This is a genomic window from Agromyces zhanjiangensis, from assembly GCF_040496055.1.
GTDB classification, from domain to species: domain Bacteria; phylum Actinomycetota; class Actinomycetes; order Actinomycetales; family Microbacteriaceae; genus Agromyces; species Agromyces zhanjiangensis.
Genome location: NZ_JBEPKB010000002.1, coordinates 541,275 through 568,022 on the forward strand (window position 1 = coordinate 541,275; position 26,748 = coordinate 568,022).

The following is a 26,748-nucleotide window of genomic DNA, read 5'->3' on the forward strand; positions in this document are numbered from 1 at the left end:
CCGCCCCCCGAATGGGGTACAGATTCGATCAGGCGTCGACGGGGACCGCGCTCACCGTGCGATCGATCGTGCACTGCCCGAGCACCCGCGTACCCACGTACACGACCGCCGTCTGCCCCGGAGCGACGCCATCGAGCGGCGTCTCGGGCGTGATCACGAACTCGGCGGAGCCGGCGGCATCCGTCGCCACCCTCGCGACCGCGGGCACCGGGTCGGCGTGCGCCCGGATCTGCACCTCGCAGTCGAAGGCGTCGCCCTCGGCGGCGACCAGGCCGGATGCCACGGGGTCGGCGCCCGCCCACGAGAACCGCGCACCGGCGATCCCGGCGACCGCGAGCGCCTCCTTCGGGCCCACGACCACCGTGCGCTCCTTGGGGCGCACCTCGAGCACGAACCGCGGCTTCCCGTCGGCCGCGGGCGTGCCGAGCCGGAGCCCGCGTCGCTGGCCGACCGTGTACGCGTGCGCGCCCTCGTGCGCGCCGACGACGGCGCCGGTCCGGTCGACGATGTCGCCGGGCGCGGTGCCGACCTTCTCGGCGAGCCAACCCCTGGTGTCGCCATCGGAGATGAAGCAGATGTCGTACGAGTCGGGCTTCTGCGCGACCGACAGGCCGCGGCGCGCGGCCTCCTCGCGCACGAGCTGCTTCGACGGCGTGTCGCCGAGCGGGAAGTACGCGTGCGCCAGCTGCTCGGCCGTGAGCACGCCGAGCACGTAGCTCTGGTCCTTCGCCTCCGCGCTCGCGCGATGGAGCTCGCGCCGGCCCGCGGCATCCGTCGTGATCTTCGCGTAGTGCCCGGTGGCGACGGCGTCGAAGCCGAGTGCGAGCGCCTTCTCGAGCAGTGCGGCGAACTTGATGCGCTCGTTGCAGCGCATGCACGGGTTCGGGGTGCGTCCGGCGGCGTACTCGGCGATGAAGTCGTCGACGACGTCGGCCTTGAAGCGCTCGGAGAAGTCCCACACGTAGTAGGGGATGCCGAGCACGTTCGCGGCGCGCTGGGCGTCCATCGAGTCCTCGATCGTGCAGCAGCCGCGGCTGCCCGTGCGCAGCGTGCCGGGCATGCGGCTGAGCGCGAGGTGCACGCCGACGACATCGTGCCCCGCCTCCACGGCGCGCGCCGCGGCGACGGCGCTGTCGACGCCGCCGCTCATCGCTGCCAGGACTCGCATGCGTCCCAGTCTACGAACCCCCTCCTGAACGGACGCCGCAGGGCGGCCGCGCAGCGGCGCTCAGCGGTCGAAGCTCGTGATCCGGTCGGCCATGCCGGCGCGCGTCGCCCGCTCGACGGCGGCGGGCAGCGCCTCGAGGAACGCGTCGACGTCGGCCTCGGTCGTCGTGCGACCCAGGGTGATGCGCAGCGCCCCTCGCGCCTCCGGCTCCGTGCGGCCCATCGCGAGCAGCACGTGCGAGGGCTCCGGCACGCCGGCCTGGCACGCCGACCCGGTCGAGACCGCGACGCCCGCGGCATCCAGCAGGAACAGCAGCGAGTCGCCCTCGCAGCCCGGGAAGGAGAAGTGCGCGTTCCCGGGCAGCCGCGTCGCCCGGTCGGGATCGCCGGAGAGGCGCGCGTCCGGCACGGCGGCCGCGACCCCGGCCACGAGCCGGTCGCGCAGGCGCGACATCCGCTCGTCCTCGGTCGGGGCGTGCGCCACCGTCGCCGCGGCCGCGGCCGCGAACCCCGCCGCCGCGGCGACGTCCTGCGTGCCCGAGCGGATGCGCCGCTGCTGCCCGCCGCCGTGCAGGAGCGGCTCGATGCGCGTCGACCGGTCGAGCACGAGCGCGCCGATGCCGACCGGCCCGCCGACCTTGTGCGCCGACACGCTGATCGCCACGAGCCCCGCGCCCACGGGCGCCGCGGTCTCGCGACGGATCGCGTGCAGGTCGACGGGCACGTGCCCGTACGCGGCGATCGCGTCGACGTGCAGCGGCACGCCGGCGCGCGCGCAGAGCTCGGCGACCTCGATGACGGGCTCGATCGTGCCGACCTCGTTGTTGGCCCAGAGCATCGTGACGAGGGCGACGGATGCCGCGTCCCGATCGAGCTCCGCGGCGAGCGCGTCGACCCGCAGCCGCCCCAGCGCGTCGAGGGGCAGTTCGACGGCCTCGGCGCCGTCCATGCCGGCGAGCCACTCGACCGTGTCGATCGTGGCGTGGTGCTCGCCGCCCGGCATGAGGATGCGATGAGCGGATGCCTCGGCGCGCCGCCGCCAGAAGAGTCCCTTGATCGCGAGGTTGACGGCCTCCGTGCCGCTGCCGGTGAAGACGACCTCGATCGGATCGGCACCGAGCGTCGCGGCGACCTGCTCGCGCGACTCCTCGAGCAGGCGCTTGGCATGCTGCCCGGCGCTGTGGATGGAGGCCGGGTTGCCGACGAGGCGCAGTGCGTGCGTGATCGCGTCGATCGCCTCGGGGCGGAGCGGGGTCGTGGCGGCGTGGTCGAGGTAGACGGGGTCGCGGCGGGGCATCGAGCACCTCCTGACCGGGAACCGGTTCCCCACGAACTACTGTAGTTCGCATGTCTCCGGCCGATCCGCTCCACGACCTGGGCGTGCGCACCGGACCCGGCGGCGGCACGATCCGCGTCTGGTCCGAGCACGCGACCTCCGTGGACCTCGAGGTGTTCTCCGCCGAGGACCTGGACTGGGCCGTCGAACGACTGCCGCTCATGCGCGGCGCGGACGGCGTGTGGGAGGGGACGTCGGCCGCGCTCGTGCCGGGTGCCCGGTACGGCCTGCGGGTCGACGGACCCGCCGGGCTCGAGCACGCGTTCAACCCCGCGCACACGCTGCTCGACCCGTGGGCCAAGGGCCTGCACGCGGCGGCGGACGGATCCTGGCGGGGGGTCGTGCTGGACTCGCTCGCGTCGGAGGGCTTCGACTGGGGCGGCGTCGGCAAGCCCTTGGTGCCCCTCGACCACACCGTCGTCTACGAGGCGCACCCGAAGGGGTTCAGCCGGCTCAACGAGCGCATCCCGGAGCCGTGGCGCGGCACGTACGCCGGCCTCGCGCACGATGCGTCGCTCGAGTACCTCACGGGCCTCGGGGTCACGACCGTCGAACTGCTGCCGGTGCAGGCGTTCGTCGCCGAGGAGCGGCTCGTCCGCCAGGGGCAGGTCAACTACTGGGGCTACAACACGCTCGGCTTCTTCGCGCCGCACGCGCCGTACGCGAGCGCCGAGGCGCAGGCCGCCGGGCCCGAGGCCGTGCGGCGCGAGTTCGCGGGAATGGTCAAGCGCCTGCACGAGGCCGGCCTCGAGGTCGTGCTCGACGTCGTCTACAACCACACCGCGGAGGAGGGTCGGCAGGGGCCGACGTACAGCTTCCGCGGCATCGACAACTCCTCGTACTACCGGCACGACGCGCACGGCCGCTACGTGGACACGACCGGCTGCGGCAACACCCTCGACTTCGGCCACGACGCGCCGATGCGCCTCGTGCTCGACTCGCTGCGGTACTGGGCCGACGAGCTGCAGGTCGACGGTTTCCGGCTCGACCTCGCCGCCACGCTCGGCCGTGACGCGCTCGGCGCCTACTCCCCCCACCATCCGCTCCTCGCGGCGATGCTCGCCGACCCCGTGATCGGGGCCGGCAAGCTCATCGCCGAGCCGTGGGACGTCGGGCCGTTCGGCTGGCAGACCGGCAACTTCGCGCCCGGCTTCAGCGAGTGGAACGACCGCTACCGCGACCGGGTGCGCGACTTCTGGCTCGGCGACCTGCGACGCGAGCGCCATGGCGAGCACGGCAGCGGCATCGGCCGCTTCGCCACGCGCCTCGCGGGTTCGTCCAACACGTTCGCCGCAGAGCGCGGCCCGCTCGCGAGCCTGAACTTCATCACCGCGCACGACGGCTTCACGCTCGCCGACCTCACGGCCTACGACGTCAAGCACAACCTCGGCAACGGCGAGCACAACCGCGACGGCGCCGATCACAACAACTCGTACAACCACGGCGTGGAGGGGCCCACGGACGACCCGGGCGTCGTGTCGGCGCGGCGCCGGAGCATCCGGAACCTGCTCGGCACGCTGCTGCTCTCGGCCGGCGTGCCGATGCTCACGGCCGGAGACGAGTACGGCCGCAGCCAGCGCGGCAACAACAACGCGTACTGCCACGACTCCGAGCTGACCTGGCTCGCGTGGTCGGCCGACGAGCGCGACGCCGCGATCGAGGCGACGACCCGGCACCTGCTGCGACTGCGCCGCGAGCACCCCGCGCTGCGTCCCGTGCGCTACGGCCGGTTCGGCGAGCGCGTGCCGAGCGCCTCGCAGATGGACTGGTACAACGCCGACGGCGAGACCATGACGATCGAGCACTGGCACGACCCGTCGCAGCGGACCCTGCAGTTCCTCGCAGCCTCCACGCCCGAGTTCGAGGGCTTCAACCGCATCCTCCTCGTCGTGCACGCCTCCGAGCGCGAGGTCGAGGTGCTGCTGCCTTCGCACCCCGGGGTCGACGACTACGAGCTGCTGTGGGATTCGGCCGTCGACGAGCCCGGCGACGAACTCGGCGCGCGCCACGAGCCCGGTACGCGCCTCGTGATGGCCCCGCAGTCGATGCGGCTCTTCCGCGCGTCGGGCGAACCGGCTCCGGTGCTGGTCGACGCCGCGGCGGGTTCGCTCGGCGCGGGCGCCGACGAGGCCGACGACGCCGGAGACGGACGACGCGCCGGCGAGGCACCGGAGCCCGCGGCCTGATGGCGAGGCGAGCGGATGGCACGCCCGGCACGCCCGCGACCGTCGCGCTGACGCGCGCGGGGATCCGCTTCACGGCGCACCCGTACGACCACGATCCGCGCGCCGCCGCCTACGGCCTCGAAGCGGCCGAGAAGCTCGGCATCGAGCCGGAGCGCGTGTTCAAGACCCTGCTCGCGAACGTCGACGGGGCGCTCGCGGTGGGAATCGTCCCGGTCTCCGACCAGCTCGACCTCAAGGCGCTGGCGGCCGCGCTCGGGGGCAAGCGCGCCGAGATGGCCGATCCGTCGCTCGCCGAACGGAGGACCGGCTACGTCGTCGGCGGGATCAGCCCGATCGGCCAGAAGGTCGCGCTGCCGACCGTGCTCGACGAGACCGCGATCCTGTTCGAGACGATCCTCGTCTCGGGCGGTCGCCGCGGCCTCGACCTGGAGCTCGCGCCCGACGACCTCATCGCGGTGACCTCCGGTCGCTACGCCGCGATCGCCCGCGCCCGCTGATGGCGTTCATCATGGCGTTCCTCGAGTGGAGTGCGGCCGTCGGGATCGTGCTCTGCATCCCGTTGCTGATCCGCGCCTGGCGGGCCGAGCTGCTTCGCGGCGACGACCCGCAGTTCCGGGCGACGGGCGTGTTCCCGCGGCTCGTCCGCGCGCTGCGTCGCGACCGCTGAGGTGCGCCGGCACGTCGTCGGACGATGCGCGCGGACGCGCCGTCGGCACACCGGCGCGCCGCCCGATCGGTCCGACGAACGCTCAGTCGGCGGCGGCGACGAGCCCCAGCTCGGCCGGCGAGACGAGCAGCGGATGCCGCGGCACGACGCGCACGGTGTACCCGAACGCCCCGGCCCGGTCGAGCGTGACCGTGCCGACGTAGACGCAGGTCGCGGCATCCGTCGTCGACGTCCCGTCGGGCACGAGTTCCGCGACACGAGCGTCGTCGATGCGGTCGTCGCCGTGCGAGTGGCCGTAGACGACCTCGACGGACACCTCGGACTCGGTCAGGGCGCCCAGCGCGACGTGCGCGCGGAGGTGGAGTTCGTCGCCGACGTGCGGCGTCGACTCGAGGCCGCCCGACTCGACGTGGGCAACGTGCACGCCCGGCCAGGCGGCGCGCACGCGCGCACCCCAGGCCGCGAGCTCGCGCGCCGGCTTCGCGCCATCCGCTCCGACCACGGCGGCGTGCTCGGCGGCCGGGCGGTACAGCCGCTCGACGTACTCGCGCACCATGCGGTCCGCCCCGAGCTCGGGCGAGAGCAGTGCGAGCGTGCGACGAACGCGCGCCATCCACTCGGTCGGCACGCCGTCGCGGTCGCGGTCGTAGAACAGCCGCGTGATCCGGTGCTCGAGCAGGTCGTAGAGGGCGGATGCCTCGAGCCGGTCGCGCTCGGCCTGGTCGCCCGCGGCATCCGCCGTCGGGATCACCCAGCCGTGGTCGTCGGCGGCGTACTCGGCCCACCAGCCGTCGAGGATCGACAGGTTGAGGGCGCCGTTCATCGCCGCCTTCATGCCCGACGTGCCGCATGCCTCGAGCGGCCGGAGCGGGTTGTTCATCCAGACGTCGCAGCCCGGGTACAGCCGCTCGGCCATGCCCATGTCGTAGTCGGGCAGGAACACGATGCGCTCGCGGAGCTCGGGTCGTTGCGCGAACTGCACGAGGCGCTGGATGAGCCGCTTGCCCTCCTCGTCGGCGGGGTGCGCCTTGCCGGCGATCACGAACTGGACGGGCCGGTCGGGGTTGGTGAGGATCGCCGCGAACCGCTCCGGATCCTGCAGCATCAGCGTGAGCCGCTTGTACGTCGGCACGCGGCGCGCGAAGCCGATCGTGAGCACGTCCGGGTCGAGCACGCGACGCACCCAGTCGGGCGCGACGGCGCCGCCGTGCTGGTCGGCCCACGCGTCGGCGAGGCGGCGTCGAGCGTCCTCCACGAGCTGCAGGCGCATGCCGCGCTTCACCCCCCAGAGCTCGGCGTCGCTGACCGCGGCGCTCAGCCAGTCGGCGTGCTCGGTGTCGCCCGTCCCGAGTCGTTCCTCGGCGAGCGCGAGCAGCGCCGGGTCGGTCCACGTGGGCGCGTGCACGCCGTTCGTGACCGACGTGATCGGCACCTCGTCGGCGTCGAACCCCGGCCACAGGTCGCCGAACATGCGCCGGCTCACCTCGCCGTGCAACTTCGACACGCCGTTCGCGCGCTGTGCGAGCCGCAGGCCCATCATCGCCATGTTGAACGCGCTGTCCTCGGCGGGCACGCCCGGTTCGAGTCCCAGCGGCAGCGCGTCGGCGGGGTCGATCCCGGGGAGCAGCCCCGACTCGAGGTAGCTCGCCACGAGCGCCCGGTCGAACCGGTCGATGCCCGCGGGCACGGGTGTGTGGGTCGTGAAGACGGTGCCGGCCCGCACGAGCTGGAGCGCCTCGGCGAAGGCGAGCCCGTCGCCGATGCACGCCGAGATGCGCTCGAGCCCGAGGAACCCGGCATGCCCCTCGTTCATGTGGAACACGTCGGGGAAATGCCGGCCGGTGAGCCCGCTCCACGCGCGGAGCGCGCGGACCCCGCCGATGCCGAGCAGCAGCTCCTGCTGGAGGCGGTGCTCTCCCCCGCCGCCGTAGAGCCGGTCGGTCACCTGGCGGAGGTCGTCGTCGTTCGCGGGGATGTCGGTGTCGAGGAGGAGCAGCGGCACGCGGCCGACCGAGGCCTGCCACACGCGGGCGTGCAGGCTGCGACCGCCGGGCACGGCGAGGGTGACCTGCACCGGCGTCCCGTCGGCGCGCCGCAGCACGGACAGCGGGAGCCCGTCGGGATCGAGGGCCGGGTAGCGCTCCTGCTGCCAGCCGTCCGGGGCGATCGCCTGCGAGAAGTACCCGGCCTTGTAGAACAGGCCGACCGCGACGAGCGGCACTCCGAGGTCGGACGCGGCCTTGAGGTGGTCGCCGGCGAGGATGCCGAGGCCGCCCGAGTACTGCGGGAGCGCCTCGGTGATGCCGAACTCGGGCGAGAAGTAGGCGACGGTCCGCGGCGTCTCCGCGTCGAGCGACTGGTACCAGCGCGGTTCGGACACATAGGCGCGGAGCGCGTCGCGCTCGTGCTCGGCCCAGCCGATGAAGCCGTCGTCCGCCGCCAGCTCGTCGAGTCGTCGCGGGTCCACGTCTCCGAGGAACGCGATCGGGTCGCGCCCCGACCGGCGCCAGCCCACGGGGTCGATGTGCTCGAACAGGCGTCGCGTCGGCTCGTGCCACGACCAGCGGAGGTTCGCGGCGAGCTCCTCGAGCGCCCCCAGCTGCGACGGGACGACGGCGCGGACGGTGAACTTGCGGATCGGCTTCACGGGGTCCACCCTACGCAGCACCGTGTGTCGGGAAGATGAACGGATGCCCGCGCCGCCCGCGGAGCACGCAGCGCCGCGCAATCCGGTGTCGGTCGCACCGCATCCGCGCTACGGTCGGAACGTGACGAGCCGCCCAGTTCGAGCCGGCCGGATCCCCGTGACCCGGCTCACACCCGCCCTGCCCGATCCGCGATGGAACCCCAAGGCGTTCTCCGGGGAGGTGGTCCCGTTCCGCGCCACGGTGTTCCGCGAGGGCCACGACCTGGTCGGCGCCATGCTCGTGCTCACGAGCCCGTCGGGTGCGAGGCAGCGGCACCGCATGACGGCGGGCGCTGCGGGCACCGACCGCTGGGAGGCGAAGGCCCGACTCGACGAGGTCGGCACCTGGCGCTGGCGCGTGACGGGCTTCGGCGACGAGATCGGCACCTGGGTGCACGACGCCGAGCTGAAGATCGACGCGGGCGTCGACGTCGAGCTCATGTACGAGATCGGCGCGCGCCTCGCCGAGCGCGCGGCCAAGGAGGCCGGCCGGCCGGCGGCCGTGCGCAAGCGCCTGAAGGCGTACGCGGCGGCGCTCCGCGACGCGGATGCCGAGGCATCCGCTCGCCGTGCGCTGCTCGAGGACCCCGTGCTCGAGGAGTTCCGCTCCCGGCCGCTCGCACGCCTGACGACCGACTCCGAGGAGCACGAGATCCTCGTCGAGCGTCGGCGCGCGGGCGTCGGCTCCTGGTACGAGTTCTTCCCCCGCTCGGAGGGCGCCCGGCAGCTGAAGAAGGACGGCTCGTGGAAGTCGGGCACGTTCCGCACCGCGCAGCGCCGGCTCGACGGCGTCGCGGCGATGGGCTTCGACGTGGTCTACCTGCCACCGATCCACCCGATCGGCTTCGCGTTCCGCAAGGGCCCGAACAACACGCTGACGCCGGGGCCGTTCGACCCCGGCTCGCCCTGGGCGATCGGCGCCGCCACGGGCGGCCACGACGCGGTGCACCCCGACCTCGGCTCGCTCGCGGACTTCCGCGCGTTCGTACGCCGTGCCGCGGCGCTGGGCATCGAGATCGCGCTCGACCTCGCCCTCCAGGCCTCGCCCGACCACCCGTGGGTGAGCGAGCATCCCGAATGGTTCACCACGCTGCCCGACGGCACGATCGCGTACGCCGAGAACCCGCCGAAGAAGTACCAGGACATCTACCCGATCAATTTCGACGACGACTTCGACGGCCTCGTCGACGAGGTGACGAGGATCGTGCGGCTCTGGATGAAGCAGGGCGTGCGGATCTTCCGCGTCGACAACCCGCACACCAAGCCCCTGATGTTCTGGGAGCGGCTCATCGGCGACATCAACGCGACCGACCCCGACGTGGTGTTCCTCGCCGAGGCGTTCACCCGACCGGCGATGATGCAGGCGCTCGCCATGGTCGGCTTCCAGCAGTCGTACTCGTACTTCACGTGGCGCAACACGAAGGAGGAGCTCCAGGAGTTCCTCACGAGCGTCTCGCAGGAGACGGCCGACTTCATGCGGCCGAACCTGTTCGTCAACACCCCCGACATCCTCACCGAGTACCTCCAGTTCGGCGGGCCGGCGGCGTTCACGGTCCGCGCGACGATCGCCGCGACGGCCGGCGCCACCTGGGGCGTGTACGCGGGCTTCGAGCTGTTCGAGTCCGTCGCACGCCCGGGGGCCGAGGAGGCGATCGACAACGAGAAGTACGAGTACAAGCCGCGCGACTTCGCCGCCGCGGAGGCCGGCGGCAAGTCGCTCGCGCTCTACCTCGGGATCCTGAACCGCATCCGCGCCGACCACCCGGCGCTCGGGCAGCTGCGCAACATCCGCTTCCACTACAGCGACGACGACTCGGTGCTCGTCTACTCGAAGCACCTCGAGGGGCGCTTCATCGAGGGCCACGGCCCCGACGACCACGACACGATCCTCGTCGTCGCGAACGTCGATCCGCACTCGGTGCGCGAGACGACCGTGCACCTCGACCTCGCGTCGATCGACCTCCCCGAGGGCGGGACCTTCGAGGTCGAGGACCTCGTGACCGGCGAACGCTGGGAGTGGGGCGAGCACAACTACGTGCGACTGGACGCGTTCACGCAGCCGGTGCACATCCTCCGAGTGATTCGAGGCGCGGAATGACCGACACGACCCCCGTCCAGGCCCCCTCCGTTCCCGACGAGCTCCTCCGGGCCGTCGCCGAGGGCCGTCACCACGACCCGCACCAGGTGCTCGGCCAGCACGGCTTCGAGGCCCCCGGCGAGGGCGGCGCCCGCACCGTGATCCGCGTCAGGCGGCCCCTCGCGGCCTCCGTCACCGCCGTGCTCGACGACGGCGCCGAGCTCCCGCTCGCGCACGTCGGCCACGGCGTGTGGGCAGGCGCCGGCGAGTTCGGGCCGACGGGCTACCGGGTGCGCGCCCGCTACGACGACGGCACCGAGTGGACCGCCGACGACCCCTACCGGTACGCGCCGACGATCGGCGAGCTCGACCTGCACCTCATCGAGGAGGGGCGGCACGAGGAGCTCTGGACGGTCCTCGGAGCCCATCACCGCGAGTACCCGTCGGTCACGGGCCCGCTCCGGGGCGTCTCGTTCACCGTCTGGGCGCCGCGCGCCCGCGCGGTGCGCGTCGTCGGCGACTTCAACCGGTGGGACGGCCTCGGCCACGCGATGCGCAACATGGGCTCGAGCGGCGTCTGGGAGCTGTTCGTGCCGGACGTCGAGCCGGGAGCGGCGTACAAGTTCGAGATCCTCGCCCAGTCGGGCGAGTGGCTGAAGAAGGCCGACCCGATGGCCCGCCGTGCCGAGGTCGCGCCCGCGACCGCGTCGGTCGTCGCGGCGAGCGACCACGACTGGGCCGACGGCGAGTGGATGGCGGCGCGCCCCCACCGCAACCCGCACGAGCTCCCCATGAGCGTCTACGAGCTGCACCTCGGGTCCTGGCGGCCCGGCAAGGGGTACCGCGACATCGCGGACGAGCTGATCGAGTACGTCCAGTGGCTCGGCTACACGCACGTCGAGTTCCTGCCCCTGGCGGAGCATCCGTTCGGTGGATCGTGGGGATACCAGGTCACGGGGTACTACGCCATCACGAGCCGGTTCGGCTCCCCCGACGACCTGAAGTACCTCATCGACCGCCTCCACCAGGCCGGCATCGGCGTGATCATGGACTGGGTTCCGGGGCACTTCCCCAAGGACGAGTGGGCGCTCGCCCGGTTCGACGGCGAGGCCCTGTACGAGCACCCCGACCCCCGCCGCGGCGAGCAGAGGGACTGGGGCACGCTCGTCTTCGACTACGGCAACCCGCGCGTGCGGAACTTCCTCGTCGCGAACGCGCTGTTCTGGCTCGAGGAGATGCACATCGACGGCCTCCGCGTCGACGCCGTCGCCTCCATGCTCTACCTCGACTACTCGCGCGAGGACGGCGAGTGGCTGCCCAACTGGTACGGCGGCCGCGAGCACCTCGAGGCGATCGGCTTCCTCCAGGAGGCCACCGCGACGGCGTACAAGCGCAACCCGGGCATCGTGATGATCGCCGAGGAGTCCACGAGCTGGCCGGGCGTGACCGCGCCGACGAGCTCGGGCGGACTCGGATTCGGCTACAAGTGGAACATGGGGTGGATGCACGACACCCTGCAGTACATCCAGCGCGACCCGATGTACCGCTCGCACCACCACGGCGAGCTCACGTTCTCGTTCCTGTACACGTTCAGCGAGCACTTCATCCTGCCGATCAGCCACGACGAGGTCGTGCACGGCAAGGGGTCACTCGTGCGCAAGATGCCGGGCGACCACTGGCAGCAGCTGGCGAACACGCGCGCCTACCTCGCGTACATGTGGGCGCACCCCGGCAAGCAGCTGCTCTTCATGGGCCAGGAGTTCGGGCAGCTGTCGGAATGGAGCGAGGAACGCGGCCTCGACTGGTGGATCCTCGACCAGCCGAGCCACCGGCAGCTCGCCGAGCTCGTCGGCCGACTGAACCGCACCTACGCCGAGACCCCCGCGCTCTGGCAGCTCGACGACGACTCGGCGGGCTTCGACTGGGTCGAGGGCGGTGCGGCCGACATGAACGTGATCGCGTTCCTCCGCTACGACCGCGACCGCAGGCCGCTGCTCTGCATCGTCAACTTCGCCGGGAACCCGCATCACGACGTGCGGCTGGGCCTTCCGTTCTCGGGACGCTGGCGCGAGGTGCTGAACACGGATGCCGCGGAGTTCGGCGGCTCGGGCGTCGGCAACCTCGGCGGCGTCGACGCGACGGACCAGCCGTGGGGCGGGAAGCCCGCGTCGGCGGTGTTCACGCTGCCGCCGCTCGGCGCGCTCTGGTTCACGCCGGCGTAGGGCCGGAGGCTAGTAGAGGAGCGTCGCCAGCCGGCGACGCGCCGCGGCGACCCGCGGGTCCTCGACGCCGACCACCAGGAACAGCTCGAGCAGCCGCTCACGGACCCGGTTCCTGCCCTCCGCGTCGAGCGTCGGGAACAGGTCGAGGAGCCGTGCGAACGCGTCCTCGACGTGACCGCCCGAGAGGTCGAGGTCGGCGACGTCGAGCTGCGCGTCGAGGTCGGCCGGCGCGGTCGCCGCGCGGTTCCTGATCTCGTCGAGCGTCCTGCCCTGCAGCCGGGCCAGCAGGTTCGCCTGCGCGAGGCCCGCAACTGCGAGGTCGTCGCGCGGATCCTGGGCGATCGCGGTGCGGTAGGCGGATGCCGCGGCAGCGTAGTCGCCGGTGCTGATGGCGTCGAACGCCTCCTGGTGCAGCGGCGGCAGCGGCTCCTCCGCAGGCTCCTCGGCGGCGTCGTCGCCCGCGCCCTCGGCGTCGGCGGCGGGCACGCGCCCGGTCACGCCGTTGCGCTCGGCGACCTCGAGCAGCTGGTCGAACACCTGGTCGACGACCTCGTCGGGCTGAACGCCCTGGAAGAGCGGCACCGGCTGCCCGGCGACGAGCGCGACCACCGTGGGGATCGCCTGCGCCTGCAGGGCCTGCACGAGCTGGGGGCTGCGGTCGGCGTCGGCGGGCGCCAGAACGAGGCGCCCCTCGCGGGCGTTCACGAGTCGTTCGAGGGCCGCCACGAGCTGGGTCGACTGCTCACTCCACGACGCCCACAGGGCGAGGACGACGGGGACCGAGCGCGAGAGCTCGAGCACTTGGGCGAAGCTCTGGTCGTCGACGGCCGCGACGTAGCCGCCGGGGCTTCCGGCGGCGGGCGTCGCGCCCGGGGCATCCGCGGCCCGTCGCTCATCTCGGTGGACAAGCGAGGACAGGTCGACCGCTCCGCGCAGGCTGGCGGGCTCGTGGGGTGGGAACGCGTTCGTCACTTGACCTCCGATGCGCCGATCAGGGATTCGGACCAGCCCAGCAGTCGGATCTGCTCCTCGGATCCGACCGCGGGCACGTAGAACATGAGCTGGATGCCGATCTCGCGCTCGACGCCCTTCGCGCTCTTCTCGTCGAAGCCGGAGAGCGCCGCGCCGGGCTGGCCCTCCTTGAAGCCGATGGTGCCGCCGTCGTTGGGCGTGACCTTCTCGGTCTGCGTGATCGAGACGGTCACCAGGGCGCCGGAGTCGTTCGTGGCCAGCGCGACCGTCGGACTCTCGCCGGGCGCGTTCGAGAACGCCACGTCGGCCGTGTCCGGAAGGTCGTCGGCGATGGCCTTCTGGCCCTCGACGCCGAGCTGCTGCCGGATGACGTCGCCCTCCGGGTCGAAGAACTCCGCGTACTCCGACTCGTCGCCCTTCAGCAGCACGTCGGCGTAGGCCGGGGCGACCTGCCCGGTCGGCATGATGAGGCCCTTGAACTCGGGGTTGATCGGCGGGGCGCCGATCGACGCGGGCGCGACCTCGGGAACGTCGGCGTCGGGAACGAGCGCCGTCGCGTACAGCACCTTGTAGTTCTCGCGGGGCGACTCCTGGCGCAGGACCAGGGCGGTCGGCGCGATCGTCTCGTCGTCGTTGTTCTTCGCGATCGTGAGGACGGTCCGCGGCCAGCCGGTCACCTGCTGCGGCAGGGTCAGCGTCAGTGGTGACGCCGGGATCGCCGGGAGCGACGCCTGGTCGGGCAGGGACTTGCGGATCGCGTAGTTCGCCTTCCGGGCCTCGAGTGCGGGGCCCGTGAAGCGCTCGGCGAGCCGCTTCGAATCGGCGTCGGCGTCGACCTCGGTCGTGAACACCGCGACGCGACGCATGATGCGCTCCATCTGGGGCACCGTGACGGCCGGGACGACCTCCGGTGCCGCGGGCTCGACCGGCTCGGCCTCGTCGCCCTCGGCCGCGGTCTCGACCGGGGTGGCCGGGGCCGTCGTCTCGGGCGCCGACGACAGGTCGGGCCAGTAGTCCGACGAGCACGCCGACAGCGCGATGGCGGGGACCAGGAGCACGGGCAGGAGGGCGATGCGTCGCGCACGGCCGGTCGACCTGCGGGATCCGCCCGAGCCGAGTGCGGCGCGCTGCGAGCGCGGCGGCCGAGGCGCGCGGGTGAGCTTGCCCTTCGGGCCCTTCGGGAGGTTGCGGCGCGGCCCCCGCGAGCGGCGGTGGGCCACCACGCCCGAGATCACGAGGACGATCCCGACGAGGAAGAGCAGGGCCCCGCCCGCGATGAGCGGCCCGGCCCACGGGGTGGCGTTGTCGAGCGGCCAGGACACGACGATGCGCCCCGGTGCCGGCGCGGTCCCGTCCGACGAGATGAGCACGGTGATCCCCTCCGGGACGTCGACCGTGGTGGTGAGCGTGCGGTCGCCCGTGAACTCGTCGAGCCACAGGTCGCTGCCGGCCGGCGACGCCTCGGGGTCGGGCTCCGACTCGGCGTCCTCGGAGTCCGCGGGCTCCTCGGTCGTCGGGGTCGAGTCGTCGACCGGCTGCGCCACGACGACCTCGCTCGTGAGCTCGCCGACCTCGCCGTCGTAGCCGACCGCGACGTAGGGATCGTCGCCGATCCAGCTGAGGACGTCGTCGGTGCGCCCGTATGCCACGTAGACCGGCCCACCGCCGGACACCGTGATGGTCTGCTTGCCCGGGTTGGCGGCGAGGGCCTGGGGCGTGAGCACCGTGTAGCTGGCCTGGTTCTCGACCACCGTTCCGAGCGAGACCTTGTCAGGCTCGAGGAAGACGGTCCGTTGGGCGATGCCGAAGCCGACCAGCACGGCGGCAGCAGCGAACGCCAGAATGGCGAGGACGAAGCGCACTCGGGTTACCTCCAGGCCGCGGGGGCGGCATCCGACAAAGACACCCCACACTAGCGACGGTGTCTGGGAGTCTCCTAACCGATGTCTGGATGACATCGACCCCCAGCCGCGGGCCTTCGCGCCGTATGATCGGAGGCGACCCGCGCGCCCCCCACAACCCCCCACAACGCGGGACACGGACCCCGGAGGAAGAATTGGCCGTCGAAGAGACCGAGTTCACGCAGGTGTTCCGCGGATACGACAAGGACGAGGTCGACCGCAGCATCAACCAGCTCCGCCGCGAGATCATCTCGGCGAACAACGCGTCCGGCGATGCGCAGAAGGAGAACAAGCGACTCCTCGCCCGCATCGAGGAACTGACCGCGGAGCTCGAGGAGGTCGGCAGCCCGACGTTCTCCGGCCTCGGCACGAAGCTCGAGAACACGCTGCGCGTCGCCGAGGAGCAGTCGACGCGGCTGATCGCACAGGCCGACATCGACGCCGAGAAGCTGCGCCGTGCCGCGGAGGACGAGGCGCACCTCATGCGCTCCGACGCGCACGAGCTCGCCGAGCGCACCCTGAGCGAGGCGCGCGCCCAGGCCAACCGCCTGCTCGAGAACGCGCGCGCCGAGGCCGACGACATGGTCGCCCGCGCGCACGAGTCGAGCGAGCAGGTCCGCGACGACGCCAACCGCGACGCCGCCTCGATCCGCGGTACCGCGTCGACCGAGGCCGCCGAGGCCCGCGCCACCGCGAAGCGCGAGTCGTCGGCCGTCGTGGCCGAGGCCGAGCGCAAGGCCGCCGAGATGCTCGTCGCCGCCAACAACGAGGCCAACGAGGCGCGCGCTGCCGCCGCCGGGCTCAAGGAGGAGACCGAGCAGACCCGCGCCGAGGTCGCGGTCGAACTCGACCAGAAGCGCGCGGAGCTCGCCAAGGAGACCGAGCAGGCGCGCATCGACCTGGCCAAGGAGACCGAGCAGGCGCGGCTCGACCTCGAGCGCGAGACGGCCGAGGCGCGTGCCGCGCTCGAGGCCGAGGTCGAGGAGCGTCGCGCCGTGCTCGAGCACGAGCTGGAGCAGGCCCGCACCGATCTGGACCGCGAGCTCGAGGCGGAGCGGGTCAAGCTCGCGCAGGAGCGCGAGCAGGTCGGCGTCGACCTCGAGCGGGAGACCGAGACCGCTCGCCTCAAGCTGCAGCACGAGCTCGAGCGCATTCGCGCGAAGCACGCCGCGGAGCTCGAGCAGATGCGCGCCGACCTCGCCCTCGAGCAGGAGCAGGCTCGCGCCGACTTCGAGGCCGAGGCGGAGCAGGCCCGCATCGACCTCGACAACCAGCTGACCTCGATGAAGAAGAAGACCACCCACGAGGTCGACCGGATGCGCCGCGAGATCGAGCGTGCCCGCATGGACCTCGAGGCGGAGCTCGCGACCAAGCGCGACGAGGCCGAGCAGGAGCTCCTGACGGCGCAGCAGGAGGCCGCGGAGCAGACCAGGAAGTTCCTCGAGGACTCCAACGCCGAGCTCGCAGAGGCGGTCGCCCGCACCGCCGAGGCGCGCGCCGAGGCCGACCGCCTCGAGACCGAGGCGCGGACCGACATCGCGGACGCCCGCGACAAGGCCGACGAGGAGGCGCGCGAGCGCGTCGCCGCCGCGCACGCCCAGGCTCGCAAGCTCATCGCCGACGCCGAGGAGCGCACGCGCGCCCTCGTGGCGGACGCCGAGGACCGCCTCGCCCAGATTAGGATCGAGCGAGACGCGGTCGCCGGCTACTTCGAGAGCCTTCGCGGCGTGCTGACCCAGGCGGAGCAGGTGGCCAACAAGTAACGCGAGACGAGGGAGCGCGGGGATTGAAGATCCAGAACGCGTTCCGCATCGCGCTCGTCGGCACGCTCGGCGTGGGCACCGGACTCGTCATCCTGTCCGCCGTGTCGAGCCTGTCGACGATCCTCACCTACATCGGAGCAGCACTGTTCCTGGCCCTCGGCCTCGAGCCCGCCGTGAGCGGGCTCGAGCGCCGGGGGCTTCCGCGTTGGGGCGCCATCCTGCTCGTCATCGCCGGCGTCGCCGCGGTCGTCGCGGCGCTGCTCATCGCGGTGATCCCGATCATCGTCGACCAGGTCGCCGAGCTGATCGCGCAGATCCCCCGGATCATCGACCAGGTCAACCGCGTCGACTGGATCGCCTGGCTGCAGGAGCAGTTCCCGCTCCTGCTGATCGAGGAGATCAGCGAACAGGCGGGAGCGGCACTCACCGACTTCTTCACCAACCCCAACCGGCTGAGCGAACTGCTCGGCGGCGTCTGGGCCGTCGCGATCGCGATCGGCGGCGGGGTGTTCGCGGTCATCGTGGTCGCGGTCCTCACGATCTACTTCACGGCGTCGCTCGACGCGATGAAGCGGGCGACCTACCAGCTCATCGCCGCGTCGCGTCGCGCCCGGTTCGCCGACCTGACCGAGCAGATCACGCAGTCCGTCGGCCGGTACGTGATCGGGCAGGTCTCGCTCGCGGCCGTCAACGGCTTCCTGAGCTTCACGTTCCTCTCCATCATCCGCGCACCGTTCCCCGCGGTGCTCGCGTTCATCGCGTTCCTGTTCTCGCTGGTGCCGCTCGTCGGCACGCTCACGGGATCCGTGATCATCGTGCTGCTCTGCCTGATCCCGGGACTGGGATCGCCGCTCACGGCGCTCGTCGCCGCGATCTACTACCTGATCTACATGCAGGTCGAGGCGTACGTGCTCTCCCCGCGCATCATGAGCCGCGCGGTGAAGGTACCCGGCGCGCTCGTGGTCGTCGCGGCCCTCGCCGGCGGCGCGCTGCTCGGGATCCTCGGTGCGCTCGTGGCGATCCCGATCGCGGCGGCGATCCTGCTCATCATCAAGCAGGTCGTCATCCCACGCCAGAACGAGCGCTGATCGGGCACGGGCCGCGGTCGCCGCATCGCGAACCGTGACGCGCCGGGGTCACGCCTCGGCGGTCGAGACGGATGCCGCGGGCCATTCCGTCGCCAGCGGCAGCGCCGCCGGGTTCACCGCGCGCACGATCTCGTCCAGCACGCGGCGGGTCTGCGACTCCCCCACCCAGAGGTGCTTGCCGCCCTCGACGTCGATCCGCGTGAGGTTCGGCAGGCCCGCGAACCGCTGGGCGGCCTCGGCCGGCTTGAGGTAGTCGTCGTGCTCGGGGATCAGCGCCACGACGGGAACGGGCGCCGAACGCCAGCGCGCGAGCTCCTCATCGCTCGTCCGGTGCAATGGCGGCGAGAGGAGGATCGCGCCGGCGATGCCGTGCTCGAGGCCGTACTTCAGCGCGAGCTCGGTCCCGAACGACCAGCCGACGAGCCAGGGGTTCGGCAGGCCGCGCTCGGCCACCAGGCGCATCGCGGCCGCGACATCCGCTCGCTCGCTGACGCCGTGGCCGAATTCGCCCTCGCTCGTGCCGCGCACGGAGCTCGTGCCGCGCGTGTTGAAGCGGAGCACCGCGAGACCGGCGAGCGCGGGAAGCCGGGCGGCGGCCTTGCGCAGGATGTGCGAGTCCATGAATCCGCCCGCCGTGGGCAGCGGATGCAGCGTCACGAGGGTCGCAACGGGCGCGCGGTCGAGGGGGGTCGCGAGCTCCCCGACGAGGCGGAGCCCGTCGTCGGTGCGCAGCTCGATCTCCTCGCGGTGCGCGGGCAGCATGACGCCGGCGCGGATCTCGGTCATGGTGTCGTCGGTCACGTGGGTCCGATCCTCCAGCAGTGGGTGTGCCAATGTCGTCGAGAGGCCAGGTCGGCCGCGTCGCCCAGGACGCCGTCGGCGCGCCAGGCCACCAGGTGCGCGACACCCGGGTCGATCTCGAGCCCGCAGCCCGGACAGAGGTAGGCCTTCACGGCCTGCGCCTCCGACACGGGCTGCACGTTCCATTCGCGCCCGGCGCGTACCTCGGTGCGGCGCCAGCCGGCCGTCATCCGCGCGACATCGAGCTCCGGGTGCGGCTCACGCGCCTTCGCGGCGCGACCACGGGAGCGGTGCGAGCGGGCCATCGGTCCAGTCTACGGTTCGGGGCGGATGCCGCGCGGCGGGCGGATCAGTACCAGCCGACGCTCTGCGAGTGCGCCCACGCGCCGCACGGCGTGCCGTAGCGGGCCTGGATGTACCCGAGGCCCCACTCGATCTGCGTGGCCGCGTTCGTCTCCCAGTCGGCACCGGCGGTCGCCATCTTCGACCCGGGAAGCGCCTGCGGGATGCCGTACGCGCCGCTCGAGGCGTTGTAGGCGTTGACGCGCCATCCGGATTCCTTGTTCCAGAGCGCGACGAGGCAGTCGAACTCGGTCGTCGGCCAACCGCGAGCGGCGACCGCCTGCGCGCCGTACGCCTGCGCGCTGCCCGGATCGGGAACCACCGCGGGCGGCGCCCAGCCCGCGGCGGCCGCGGCCTCGGGCTCGGGCTCCTCGGGCTTCGCCTCGACGACGTACCCCTCGGAAGCCACCGCGAGCGAGGAGTACCCGTCTGCGAGCTCGACCTCCTGCGTGGCCTCGCCGCCGAAGCGGTCGACCGGGACGTAGGTCGAGGTGGCCGTCGCGCCCGAGTAGGGATCGACGACGTTGACGAGGAGGAAGCTGACGGATGCCGCGAAGGCGAACACCACCGTCGCCGCCTGCTTGACCGGGCCGGTCACGCTCCCCCGCTGCGTCGATCGCCTCGGCCCGGGGGCCTCGACGCGCTGCGTCGGCCGGGTCGGGCGCGCCGCAGCCTGCGGGCGGAGCGATCGGGTCGCGGCGGCCGCGTCGGCGCGCGCCCAGCGCTCGCGGACGGCATCCATCGGCATGTCGTCGTACTCACCCGAATGCCTGCCCACGATTGGACGAGTGTAACGGAGGGAGTCCCCCCGGTCGAACCCCGAGCCGCTCACCGGACTGCGAGCATCACGTCGACGACGGCGTCCAGCACGAGATCGACCTGCGCCTCGCGATAACCGCCGCGCTGGGCGGAGAACACGACCGCGCGCACGTCGTCGATCGCGATCGGCCACCCGTCGCGGAAGTACCGGGTGAGCCGATCGGCGAACGCGTCGACCTCGTGCACGTCGTAGCCGACGGCGAGCCAGCTCACGCGGTCGAAGCGGGCGCCCTCGGGACGAGCGAGCCTGTTCGCCACCACCTGCGCGGTCGTACGCGCCTCGGCGAGCCACGCCTCGTCGCCGTGCAGCCGCGAGGCGATCTGCCGTTCGCGGAACGCGAAGGCGTCCTCGAGCCGCTCCATGGCGGCGTCGACGTGGGAGGTCGAGTAGCCGCCCTTCTGCATCGAGAACGCGGTCAGGCGGATGCGCTCGGCATCGAGACCCTGATCGTCGGGGTCGGGGCGCCCGTCGTAGGCGCGACGGGCGCGCTGGAGGAAATCCTCGACCTCTGCGGTCTTGTAGCCCAGTTGATTCCTGCGGGCCCGGGGGAACGTGGCATCCACCGCACCAGTATCGCGCACGCGCACCGGTTCCTCGCGCACGCTCATCCGAAGATCTGGAACGCGGCGAACGCGACGGCCGCCGACGGAAGGATCGAGTCGAGCCGGTCGAGGAAGCCGCCGTGGCCCGGCAGCCACGAACTCATGTCCTTGATGCCCAGGTCTCGCTTGATGAGCGACTCGGCGAGGTCTCCGAGGGTCGCCGACAGGAAGATGGCGGCACCGAAGACCAGGCCGAACCACCACGGCTGCCCGAGCATGAACAGCGCGAGCAGGACGCCGGCGATCAGGCTCGCGGACGCGCCGCCGGCGAAGCCCTCCCAGGTCTTCTTCGGGCTGATCACCGGCGCCATCGGGTGCTTCCCGAACGCGAGGCCGGAGGCGTACGCGCCCGTGTCGGCGGCGACCGCGGTGATGATGAACGCCAGCGTCCACCACTGGCCGCCGTCGGCCGCGGTGAGCACCACCGCGAACGTGGCCAGGAACGTGACGTACCCCTGGACGAAGACACCCGCCCCGAGGTCGCGGCCGAGGCCCGTGGTCTCGGCCCGGACGCTCGCCGAAGCCTGCTGGGCGAGGCGCCACAGCACGACGAGCGCCATGCCGGCGAGGACCGCGACGAGCTGCCCCGCCGGGCCGCCGTAGTAGGCCACGGGCACGGCGACGACGGCTGCGACCACGGTCGGGATGCGCGGCACCCGGTAGCCGCCGTGCTTCAGCGCGGCGGCGAGCTCGGAGCTGGAGAACCCGGCCACGACGACCGCGAACACCATGAACAGTTCCTTGAAGACCAGGAGGCTGAGCAGCAGGGTGCCGCCGAACGCGAGGCCGATCAGGATGGCGAGCAGCAGGTTGCGCCCGGTCCGCGCGTTGATGCGCTCCTGCGCCTCGTCGAACTGCGCGCGGGATGCCTCGAACTGGCGCTCGAGGTCCACCCGCCGCGCATGCATCTGCGCGCGGATGTCGTCGCGCGTCGAATGCCGCTGGTCGTCGGCGTCCGACCGTTCCCCATCAGGGACGCCCGTCATGGTGTGGCCCCTCAGACCTCGAGGAGTTCGGCTTCCTTGCGCTTGAGCGCCTCGTCGATCTGGTCGACGTGGGACTTCGTGACGTGCTCGAGCTCCTTCTCGCCGCGCACCACCTCGTCGTCGCCGACCTCGCCCTTCAGTGCCTCGAGGTCGTCCTTCGCCTTGCGACGGATGTTGCGGACGGACACCCGCGCATCCTCCGCCTTCGAGCGCACGATCTTCACGAACTCCTTGCGGCGCTCCTCGGTGAGCTCGGGCAGGGTGACGCGGATGATGTTGCCGTCGTTCGACGGGTTGGCACCGAGGTTGGGCGTGTCGCGGATCGCCTGCTCGATGTCCTTCATCGCGGACTTGTCGTAGGGGGTGACGACGAGCGTGCGCGCCTCGGGGTTCGCGAGCGAGGCGAGCTGGGCGAGCGGCGTCGGCGTGCCGTAGTAGCTCACCATGATCTTCTGGAAGAGCTGGGGGTTGGCGCGGCCGGTGCGGACGGAGGCGAAGTCGTCCTTGGCGACCTCCACGGCCTTCTGCATGCGTGCACTTGCTTCGGACAGTACATCCGCGATCACGGGGACTCCTTCTCTCGGGCTCGGGACAGTCTATCGATCGGTGTTCGGCTCGCCGTTGCTGACGACGGTGCCGAGCTCGGCGCCCAGGATCGCCTTCGTCACGTTGCCCGCGGGCTCCATTCCGAAGACCTGCATCGGCATGCCGTTGTCCATGCAGAGGCTGAACGCCGTCGAGTCGACGACCTTGAGGCCGCGCTGCAGCGCCTCCTGGTAGCTGATCCGGTCGATCTTGTGGGCGTCGGGGTTCGTGCGCGGGTCGTCGGAGTACACGCCGTCGACGCCGTTCTTGGCGACGAGGACGACATCTGCGCCGATCTCGAGCGCGCGCTGCGCGGCGACGGTGTCGGTCGAGAAGTACGGCAGCCCGGCGCCGGCGCCGAAAATGACCACGCGGCCCTTCTCGAGGTGCCGCTCGGCACGTCGCGGGATGTAGGGCTCCGCGACCTGCGTCATGGAGATCGCGGACTGGACGCGCGTCTCCGCGCCCGCCTGCTCGAGGAAGTCCTGGAGGGCGAGCGAGTTCATGACGGTGCCGAGCATGCCCATGTAGTCGGCGCGCCCGCGGTCCATGCCGCGCTGGCTGAGTTCGGCGCCGCGGAAGAAGTTGCCGCCGCCGACGACGATCGCGACCTCGACGGTCCGCGCCGCGTCGGCGATCTCGCGTGCCAGCGAGCTGACCACGTCGGGGTTGACTCCGAGTGCGCCACCGCCGAACGCCTCGCCCGACAACTTGAGCAGCACCCTGCGCGTGTGTTCCGTCATCCCCGATCGATCCTTCCCCTCTGGGAGTCAAAACTAGTGGTTCCGGGCCCGCGCCGCAGTGCAGGCGGGACCGCTCTGCCCCCGATCCGCGTCACCGCGGCATCCGGACACAGCAAAGGAGCCCGGACCGCGCGATGCGGTCCGGACTCCCCTGGCACGTGTTACGCGCCGACCTTGAAGCGAGCGAAGTCGCTCACGGTCAGACCGGCGTCCTGCACGACCTTGCCGACGGACAGCTTGTTGTCCTTCGCGTAGTCCTGCTCGAGCAGCGCGACCTGCTTGAAGAACGCGCCGAGGCGACCCTCGACGATCTTCGGGAGGGCGGCCTCGGGCTTGCCCTCCTCGCGGGTGATCTGCTCGACGAGCGCGCGCTCCTTCTCGACCGCCTCGGCCGGGACGTCCTCACGGGTGAGGTACTCCGGCGCGGCGAACGAGATGTGCTGCGCGATCGATCGCGCGGTCTCCGCGTCGTCTCCCGCGTAGCCGAGGACCACGCCGACCTGCGGGGGCAGGTCCTTCGAGGTCTTGTGCAGGTAGATCGAGAAGTGCTCGCCCTTCACGAGGCGGACGCGACGGAGCTCGACCTTCTCGCCGAGGATCGCGGCCTCGCCGTCGATGAGCTCGGCGACGGTCCCGGCCTCGGCCGGCGCGGCCAGGGCGGCCTCGACGGTCTCGGCGCGAGCCGCGGCGACGGCCGCGAGCACGCGGTCGGCGAGGCCGACGAACTTGTCGCCCTTGGCGACGAAGTCGGTCTCGCACGCGAGCTCGATGAGGGTCGCGGTGCCGTCGCCGTTCTCGGCGGCGGCGACGAGGCCCTCGGAGGTCGAGCGGTCGGCGCGCTTGGCGTTGCCCTTGGCGCCCTTGAGGCGGAGGATCTCAGTCGCCTTCTCGATGTCGCCGTCGGCCTCGACGAGCGCGTTCTTGGTGTCGGTCATGCCGGTTCCGAGCTGCTCGCGGAGCGCCTTGATGTCGGCGATGCTGACGTTGGCCATGTGGAATGGACTCCCTGTCGTTTCGGAGTGGGTTGGGGGTGCCGACTACTCGGCGGCAGCTGCGCCCGCGGCGTCGGCCTCGGACTCGGTCGCGGCGACCTCGGTGGCCGCCTCGTCGACGACCTCGGCGGCCTCGGCCTTCGCCTCAGTCTCGGTCTCCGCGACCTTCTCGGTCTCGGCGGAGGCCTGCTCCGGCGTCGTCTCCGAGCCGGCCTTGAGGAGCTCCTGCTCCCACTCGGCGAGCGGCTCCGCCTCCTCGCCCTCCTCGGGCTTCTGGTGGCGCTGGATGAGGCCCTCGGCCGCGGCGTCGGCGACGATGCGGGTGAGCAGGCTCACCGAGCGGATCGCGTCGTCGTTGCCCGGGATCGGGTACTGGACCTCATCGGGGTCGCAGTTGGTGTCGAGGATGCCGATGACGGGGATGCCGAGCTTCTTGGCCTCGTCGATCGCGAGGTGCTCCTTCTTGGTGTCCACGACCCAGAGCGCCGACGGCGTCTTCGAGAGGTTGCGGATGCCGCCGAGCGACTTGTGGAGCTTGTCGAGCTCGCGCTTCTTGAGGAGGAGCTCCTTCTTGGTGAAGCCCGAGGTGGTGCCCTCGTAGTCCAGCTCCTCGAGCTCCTTCATGCGCGCGAGGCGCTTGGAGACCGTGGCGAAGTTCGTGAGGAGGCCGCCGAGCCAACGCTGGTTGACGTACGGCTGGCCGACGCGCGTGGCCTGCTCGGCGATCGACTCCTGCGCCTGCTTCTTGGTGCCGACGAAGAGGATGGTGCCGCCGTGGGCGACCGTCTCCTTGACGAAGTCGTAGGCCTTGTCGATGTAGGCGAGCGACTGCTGGAGGTCGATGATGTAGATGCCGGAACGCTCGGTGAAGATGAAGCGCTTCATCTTCGGGTTCCAACGGCGGGTCTGGTGCCCGAAGTGCACGCCGCTGTCGAGCAGCTGGCGAATGGTGACGACGGCCATGGCCGTACTCCTTCTGTTCTCAGTTGATGCTCCAACCGGCGGTCGGAAGCCCTGGTGCCCGGCACGGCTCCGCCGGCTCGCGCTCGGAGAGCTGCGAACTGGACTGAGTGGAGTCGGTGGCCGAATGGGCACGCGTAGTCGCCCCGACAGGCGGGGCGCTCCGGTCATGCTATCACGGCGCGGCTCGGCGACCCCTCCTCACCAGTGGCGCCGGTGCGCGGCCCGAGCACCAGGTGATGCGCCGGCCGACGATCGGATGGCGCGCGCAGCACGCTCGACGCATGCGCCTCTCCCCCGTCCCCGATTCCGTCGTCGCGGCGAGCGTCGCAGGCGTCCTCGCTGCGCTCCTCGTCGTCCTGGGTGCACCGGGGTCCGCCTCCGCGACGGCGGAGCCCGGATCGATCGCGGCGTCACCCGGTAGCGTCCCCCTCGGACCGATCGCCGATCGGTGGACCTGGCCGGTCGGACCACCGGTGCTGGTCGTCGCGTCGTTCCGGGCCCCGCCGACGCCCTACGCCGCAGGACACCGCGGAATCGACCTGGCGGCCGCACCCGGCAGCACGGTCGTGGCCCCGGCGTCCGGCGTCGTCTCATTCGCCGGGCCGGTCGCCGACCGTGGCGTGCTCTCGATCGACCACGGCGACGGCGTCGTCAGCTCGATCGAGCCGGTGGCCGCCGCCGTGACGGCGGGCGTGCCGGTGCGGGCCGGCGAGCCGGTCGCGATCGTCGCGACGGGCGGTCACTGCGACGACGAGTGCGTGCACCTCGGCGTGCGCGTGCACGGCGAGTACGTCTCCCCGCTGCTGTGGTTCGGCGGCGTGCCGCGCGCGGTGCTCCTCCCGATGGGCGGGTGAGCGTCCGCCTCGTCAGGCGCGCGGGTGCGCCGTGCGGTAGGTCTGCTTGAGCCGCTCGGCTGAGACGTGGGTGTAGATCTGCGTCGTGCCGAGGTTCGCGTGCCCGAGGAACTCCTGCACGGCGCGGAGGTCGGCGCCGCCGTCGAGCAGGTGCGTCGCAGCGCTGTGCCGGAAGGCGTGGGGGCCGGCCGGGCCGGACCCGGGAAGTTCCGCGAGGAGTCCGGCGACGAGGCGGTGCACGCTCCGGACGCCGAGACGCGCTCCCCGGACGCCGACGAAGACCGCTCGGCCCGCTTCCGCAGCGGATCCGCCCGCCGTCGCCGCGGCGGCGAGGAGCGCCGGTCGAGCGGAGGCGAGGTAGCGGTCGAGCGCGGCGGCGGCGGGGGCGCCGTACGGCACGACGCGCTCCTTCGCCCCCTTGCCCGTGACGCGGACCGTCCGATTCCCCCGGTCGACGTCGTCGACGTCGAGCCCGACGAGTTCGGAGACGCGGAGCCCGCACGCGTAGAGCAGTTCGACGACGGCGAGGTTCCTGACGGCCACCGGCTCGCCCTCCGCGGCTTGCGCCTGCAGGCCGTCGAGCAGCGTGGCGACGGCGGGCGCCGCCACGACGCGGGGCAGGGTGCGCTTCGCGCGCGGGGCGCGAAGGCGGGCGGCCGGGTCGACCGGGAGGATGCCCGTGCGTTCGAGCCAGGCGCAGAACCCCCGAGCGGAGGCGGCGCGCCGCGCCACGGTGGCGCGTGCGAGGCCCCGCTCGGTCGCCTCCCAGAGCCAGTCGCGCAGCAGGTCCAGGTCGACGGCGTCGACGCCGGTCGCCGAACGGTGCTCGGCGAACCGCCCCAGGTCGGCGAGGTCGGATGCGTAGGCCGCCACGGTGTGCTCCGAGTGGCCGCGCTCGAGGCGGACGTGCTCGAGGTAGGCGTCGACGGCGTCGTCCATGCCCGTCGGGCGGACGGCGGTGCGCGCCAGAATCCGCGACGAGCCATCCTCCGCCG

At 72.2% G+C, this 26,748-nt stretch carries 23 protein-coding genes; 8 read left to right on the top strand and 15 right to left on the bottom strand.

Annotated elements, in window-relative coordinates:
• Nucleotides 1-28: 28 nt before the first annotated feature.
• Both mnmA and ABME02_RS05735 read right to left on the bottom strand, forming a co-directional pair.
• Nucleotides 29-1,168 carry a tRNA 2-thiouridine(34) synthase MnmA gene (gene mnmA / locus ABME02_RS05730; protein ID WP_154347609.1) on the bottom strand — a complete coding sequence of 380 codons (1,140 nt, stop codon included), beginning with the start codon at nucleotides 1,166-1,168 and terminating at the stop codon, nucleotides 29-31.
• Between the two features lie 60 nt (nucleotides 1,169-1,228).
• Complete coding sequence (locus ABME02_RS05735; protein ID WP_353814296.1) at nucleotides 1,229-2,464, bottom strand: cysteine desulfurase family protein; 1,236 nt, start codon at nucleotides 2,462-2,464, stop codon at nucleotides 1,229-1,231.
• A 50-nt stretch (nucleotides 2,465-2,514) separates the two neighbouring features.
• Here ABME02_RS05735 and glgX point away from each other — a divergent pair, with 50 nt between their 5' ends.
• The 3 genes from glgX to ABME02_RS05750 are packed head-to-tail and all read left to right on the top strand — an operon-like array spanning nucleotide 2,515 to nucleotide 5,356.
• Nucleotides 2,515-4,689, top strand: a complete 2,175-nt coding sequence (gene glgX / locus ABME02_RS05740) for a glycogen debranching protein GlgX (protein WP_353814297.1) — start codon at nucleotides 2,515-2,517, stop codon at nucleotides 4,687-4,689.
• Nucleotides 4,689-5,186, top strand: a complete 498-nt coding sequence (ybaK, locus tag ABME02_RS05745; protein WP_154347612.1) for a Cys-tRNA(Pro) deacylase — start codon at nucleotides 4,689-4,691, stop codon at nucleotides 5,184-5,186. The genes glgX and ybaK overlap by 1 nt, the downstream gene beginning before the upstream one ends.
• An 11-nt stretch (nucleotides 5,187-5,197) precedes the next feature.
• Nucleotides 5,198-5,356 (top strand): hypothetical protein, encoded by a 159-nt coding sequence (locus ABME02_RS05750; protein ID WP_154347613.1) that lies wholly within the window; start codon nucleotides 5,198-5,200, stop codon nucleotides 5,354-5,356.
• Between the two features lie 82 nt (nucleotides 5,357-5,438).
• On the opposite strand, the gene glgP is transcribed toward ABME02_RS05750, so the two are convergent.
• A complete protein-coding gene (glgP, locus tag ABME02_RS05755; RefSeq protein ID WP_353814298.1) occupies nucleotides 5,439-8,003 on the bottom strand; it encodes an alpha-glucan family phosphorylase in 2,565 nt (854 codons plus the stop codon).
• 178 nt (nucleotides 8,004-8,181) lie between these two features.
• Here glgP and ABME02_RS05760 point away from each other — a divergent pair, with 178 nt between their 5' ends.
• Complete coding sequence (locus ABME02_RS05760) at nucleotides 8,182-10,140, top strand: maltotransferase domain-containing protein (protein ID WP_436408241.1); 1,959 nt, start codon at nucleotides 8,182-8,184, stop codon at nucleotides 10,138-10,140.
• Nucleotides 10,137-12,341, top strand: coding sequence for a 1,4-alpha-glucan branching protein GlgB (gene glgB / locus ABME02_RS05765; RefSeq protein ID WP_353814300.1), 2,205 nt, complete (start codon nucleotides 10,137-10,139; stop codon nucleotides 12,339-12,341). Before ABME02_RS05760 ends, glgB begins: the two co-directional genes overlap by 4 nt.
• Before the next feature lie 9 nt (nucleotides 12,342-12,350).
• Here the strand turns inward: glgB and ABME02_RS05770 are convergent, their stop codons facing one another.
• Together ABME02_RS05770 and ABME02_RS05775 are read right to left on the bottom strand one after the other, a co-directional pair.
• A complete protein-coding gene (locus tag ABME02_RS05770) occupies nucleotides 12,351-13,313 on the bottom strand; it encodes a tetratricopeptide repeat protein (protein ID WP_353814301.1) in 963 nt (320 codons plus the stop codon).
• The gene (locus ABME02_RS05775) at nucleotides 13,310-15,175 is read right to left on the bottom strand and encodes a DUF8094 domain-containing protein (protein WP_353814302.1); all 1,866 of its coding nucleotides are present in this window, start codon (nucleotides 15,173-15,175) and stop codon (nucleotides 13,310-13,312) included. The genes ABME02_RS05770 and ABME02_RS05775 overlap by 4 nt, the downstream gene beginning before the upstream one ends.
• Nucleotides 15,176-15,369: 194 nt before the next feature.
• On the opposite strand from ABME02_RS05775, the gene ABME02_RS05780 reads away from it, so the two are divergent.
• On the top strand, nucleotides 15,370-16,977 hold the full coding sequence (locus ABME02_RS05780; RefSeq protein WP_353814303.1) for a DivIVA domain-containing protein: 1,608 nt from the start codon (nucleotides 15,370-15,372) through the stop codon (nucleotides 16,975-16,977).
• A gap of 23 nt (nucleotides 16,978-17,000) precedes the next feature.
• Nucleotides 17,001-18,065 (top strand): AI-2E family transporter, encoded by a 1,065-nt coding sequence (locus ABME02_RS05785; protein ID WP_353814304.1) that lies wholly within the window; start codon nucleotides 17,001-17,003, stop codon nucleotides 18,063-18,065.
• Between the two features lie 48 nt (nucleotides 18,066-18,113).
• On the opposite strand, the gene ABME02_RS05790 is transcribed toward ABME02_RS05785, so the two are convergent.
• The 9 genes from ABME02_RS05790 to rpsB all read right to left on the bottom strand — a co-directional run bounded on the left by ABME02_RS05790 (nucleotide 18,114) and on the right by rpsB (nucleotide 24,899).
• Nucleotides 18,114-18,851 (bottom strand): alpha/beta hydrolase, encoded by a 738-nt coding sequence (locus ABME02_RS05790; RefSeq protein WP_353814409.1) that lies wholly within the window; start codon nucleotides 18,849-18,851, stop codon nucleotides 18,114-18,116.
• A gap of 11 nt (nucleotides 18,852-18,862) precedes the next feature.
• Nucleotides 18,863-19,171: an Rv1322 family protein gene (locus ABME02_RS05795; RefSeq protein ID WP_195760732.1), complete on the bottom strand. Its 309-nt coding sequence runs from the start codon at nucleotides 19,169-19,171 to the stop codon at nucleotides 18,863-18,865.
• A gap of 44 nt (nucleotides 19,172-19,215) precedes the next feature.
• Nucleotides 19,216-19,986 (bottom strand): aggregation-promoting factor C-terminal-like domain-containing protein, encoded by a 771-nt coding sequence (locus ABME02_RS05800; protein ID WP_353814305.1) that lies wholly within the window; start codon nucleotides 19,984-19,986, stop codon nucleotides 19,216-19,218.
• 50 nt (nucleotides 19,987-20,036) lie between these two features.
• Nucleotides 20,037-20,591, bottom strand: coding sequence for a DivIVA domain-containing protein (locus tag ABME02_RS05805; protein WP_353814306.1), 555 nt, complete (start codon nucleotides 20,589-20,591; stop codon nucleotides 20,037-20,039).
• Nucleotides 20,592-20,632: 41 nt separating this feature from the next.
• Nucleotides 20,633-21,616, bottom strand: a complete 984-nt coding sequence (locus ABME02_RS05810) for a phosphatidate cytidylyltransferase (protein WP_353814307.1) — start codon at nucleotides 21,614-21,616, stop codon at nucleotides 20,633-20,635.
• Between the two features lie 11 nt (nucleotides 21,617-21,627).
• Nucleotides 21,628-22,182 carry a ribosome recycling factor gene (gene frr / locus ABME02_RS05815; RefSeq protein WP_353814308.1) on the bottom strand — a complete coding sequence of 185 codons (555 nt, stop codon included), beginning with the start codon at nucleotides 22,180-22,182 and terminating at the stop codon, nucleotides 21,628-21,630.
• 30 nt (nucleotides 22,183-22,212) lie between these two features.
• Nucleotides 22,213-22,944, bottom strand: a complete 732-nt coding sequence (gene pyrH / locus ABME02_RS05820) for a UMP kinase (protein WP_155843377.1) — start codon at nucleotides 22,942-22,944, stop codon at nucleotides 22,213-22,215.
• A gap of 161 nt (nucleotides 22,945-23,105) precedes the next feature.
• Complete coding sequence (tsf, locus tag ABME02_RS05825; RefSeq protein ID WP_353814309.1) at nucleotides 23,106-23,936, bottom strand: translation elongation factor Ts; 831 nt, start codon at nucleotides 23,934-23,936, stop codon at nucleotides 23,106-23,108.
• A 45-nt stretch (nucleotides 23,937-23,981) separates the two neighbouring features.
• Nucleotides 23,982-24,899 (bottom strand): 30S ribosomal protein S2, encoded by a 918-nt coding sequence (gene rpsB / locus ABME02_RS05830; protein WP_353814310.1) that lies wholly within the window; start codon nucleotides 24,897-24,899, stop codon nucleotides 23,982-23,984.
• A 281-nt stretch (nucleotides 24,900-25,180) separates the two neighbouring features.
• On the opposite strand from rpsB, the gene ABME02_RS05835 reads away from it, so the two are divergent.
• A complete protein-coding gene (locus tag ABME02_RS05835; RefSeq protein WP_353814311.1) occupies nucleotides 25,181-25,753 on the top strand; it encodes a murein hydrolase activator EnvC family protein in 573 nt (190 codons plus the stop codon).
• A gap of 12 nt (nucleotides 25,754-25,765) precedes the next feature.
• Here ABME02_RS05835 and ABME02_RS05840 read toward each other — a convergent pair whose 3' ends face one another.
• Nucleotides 25,766-26,692 carry a tyrosine recombinase XerC gene (locus tag ABME02_RS05840; RefSeq protein ID WP_353814410.1) on the bottom strand — a complete coding sequence of 309 codons (927 nt, stop codon included), beginning with the start codon at nucleotides 26,690-26,692 and terminating at the stop codon, nucleotides 25,766-25,768.
• Nucleotides 26,693-26,748: the final 56 nt, after the last annotated feature.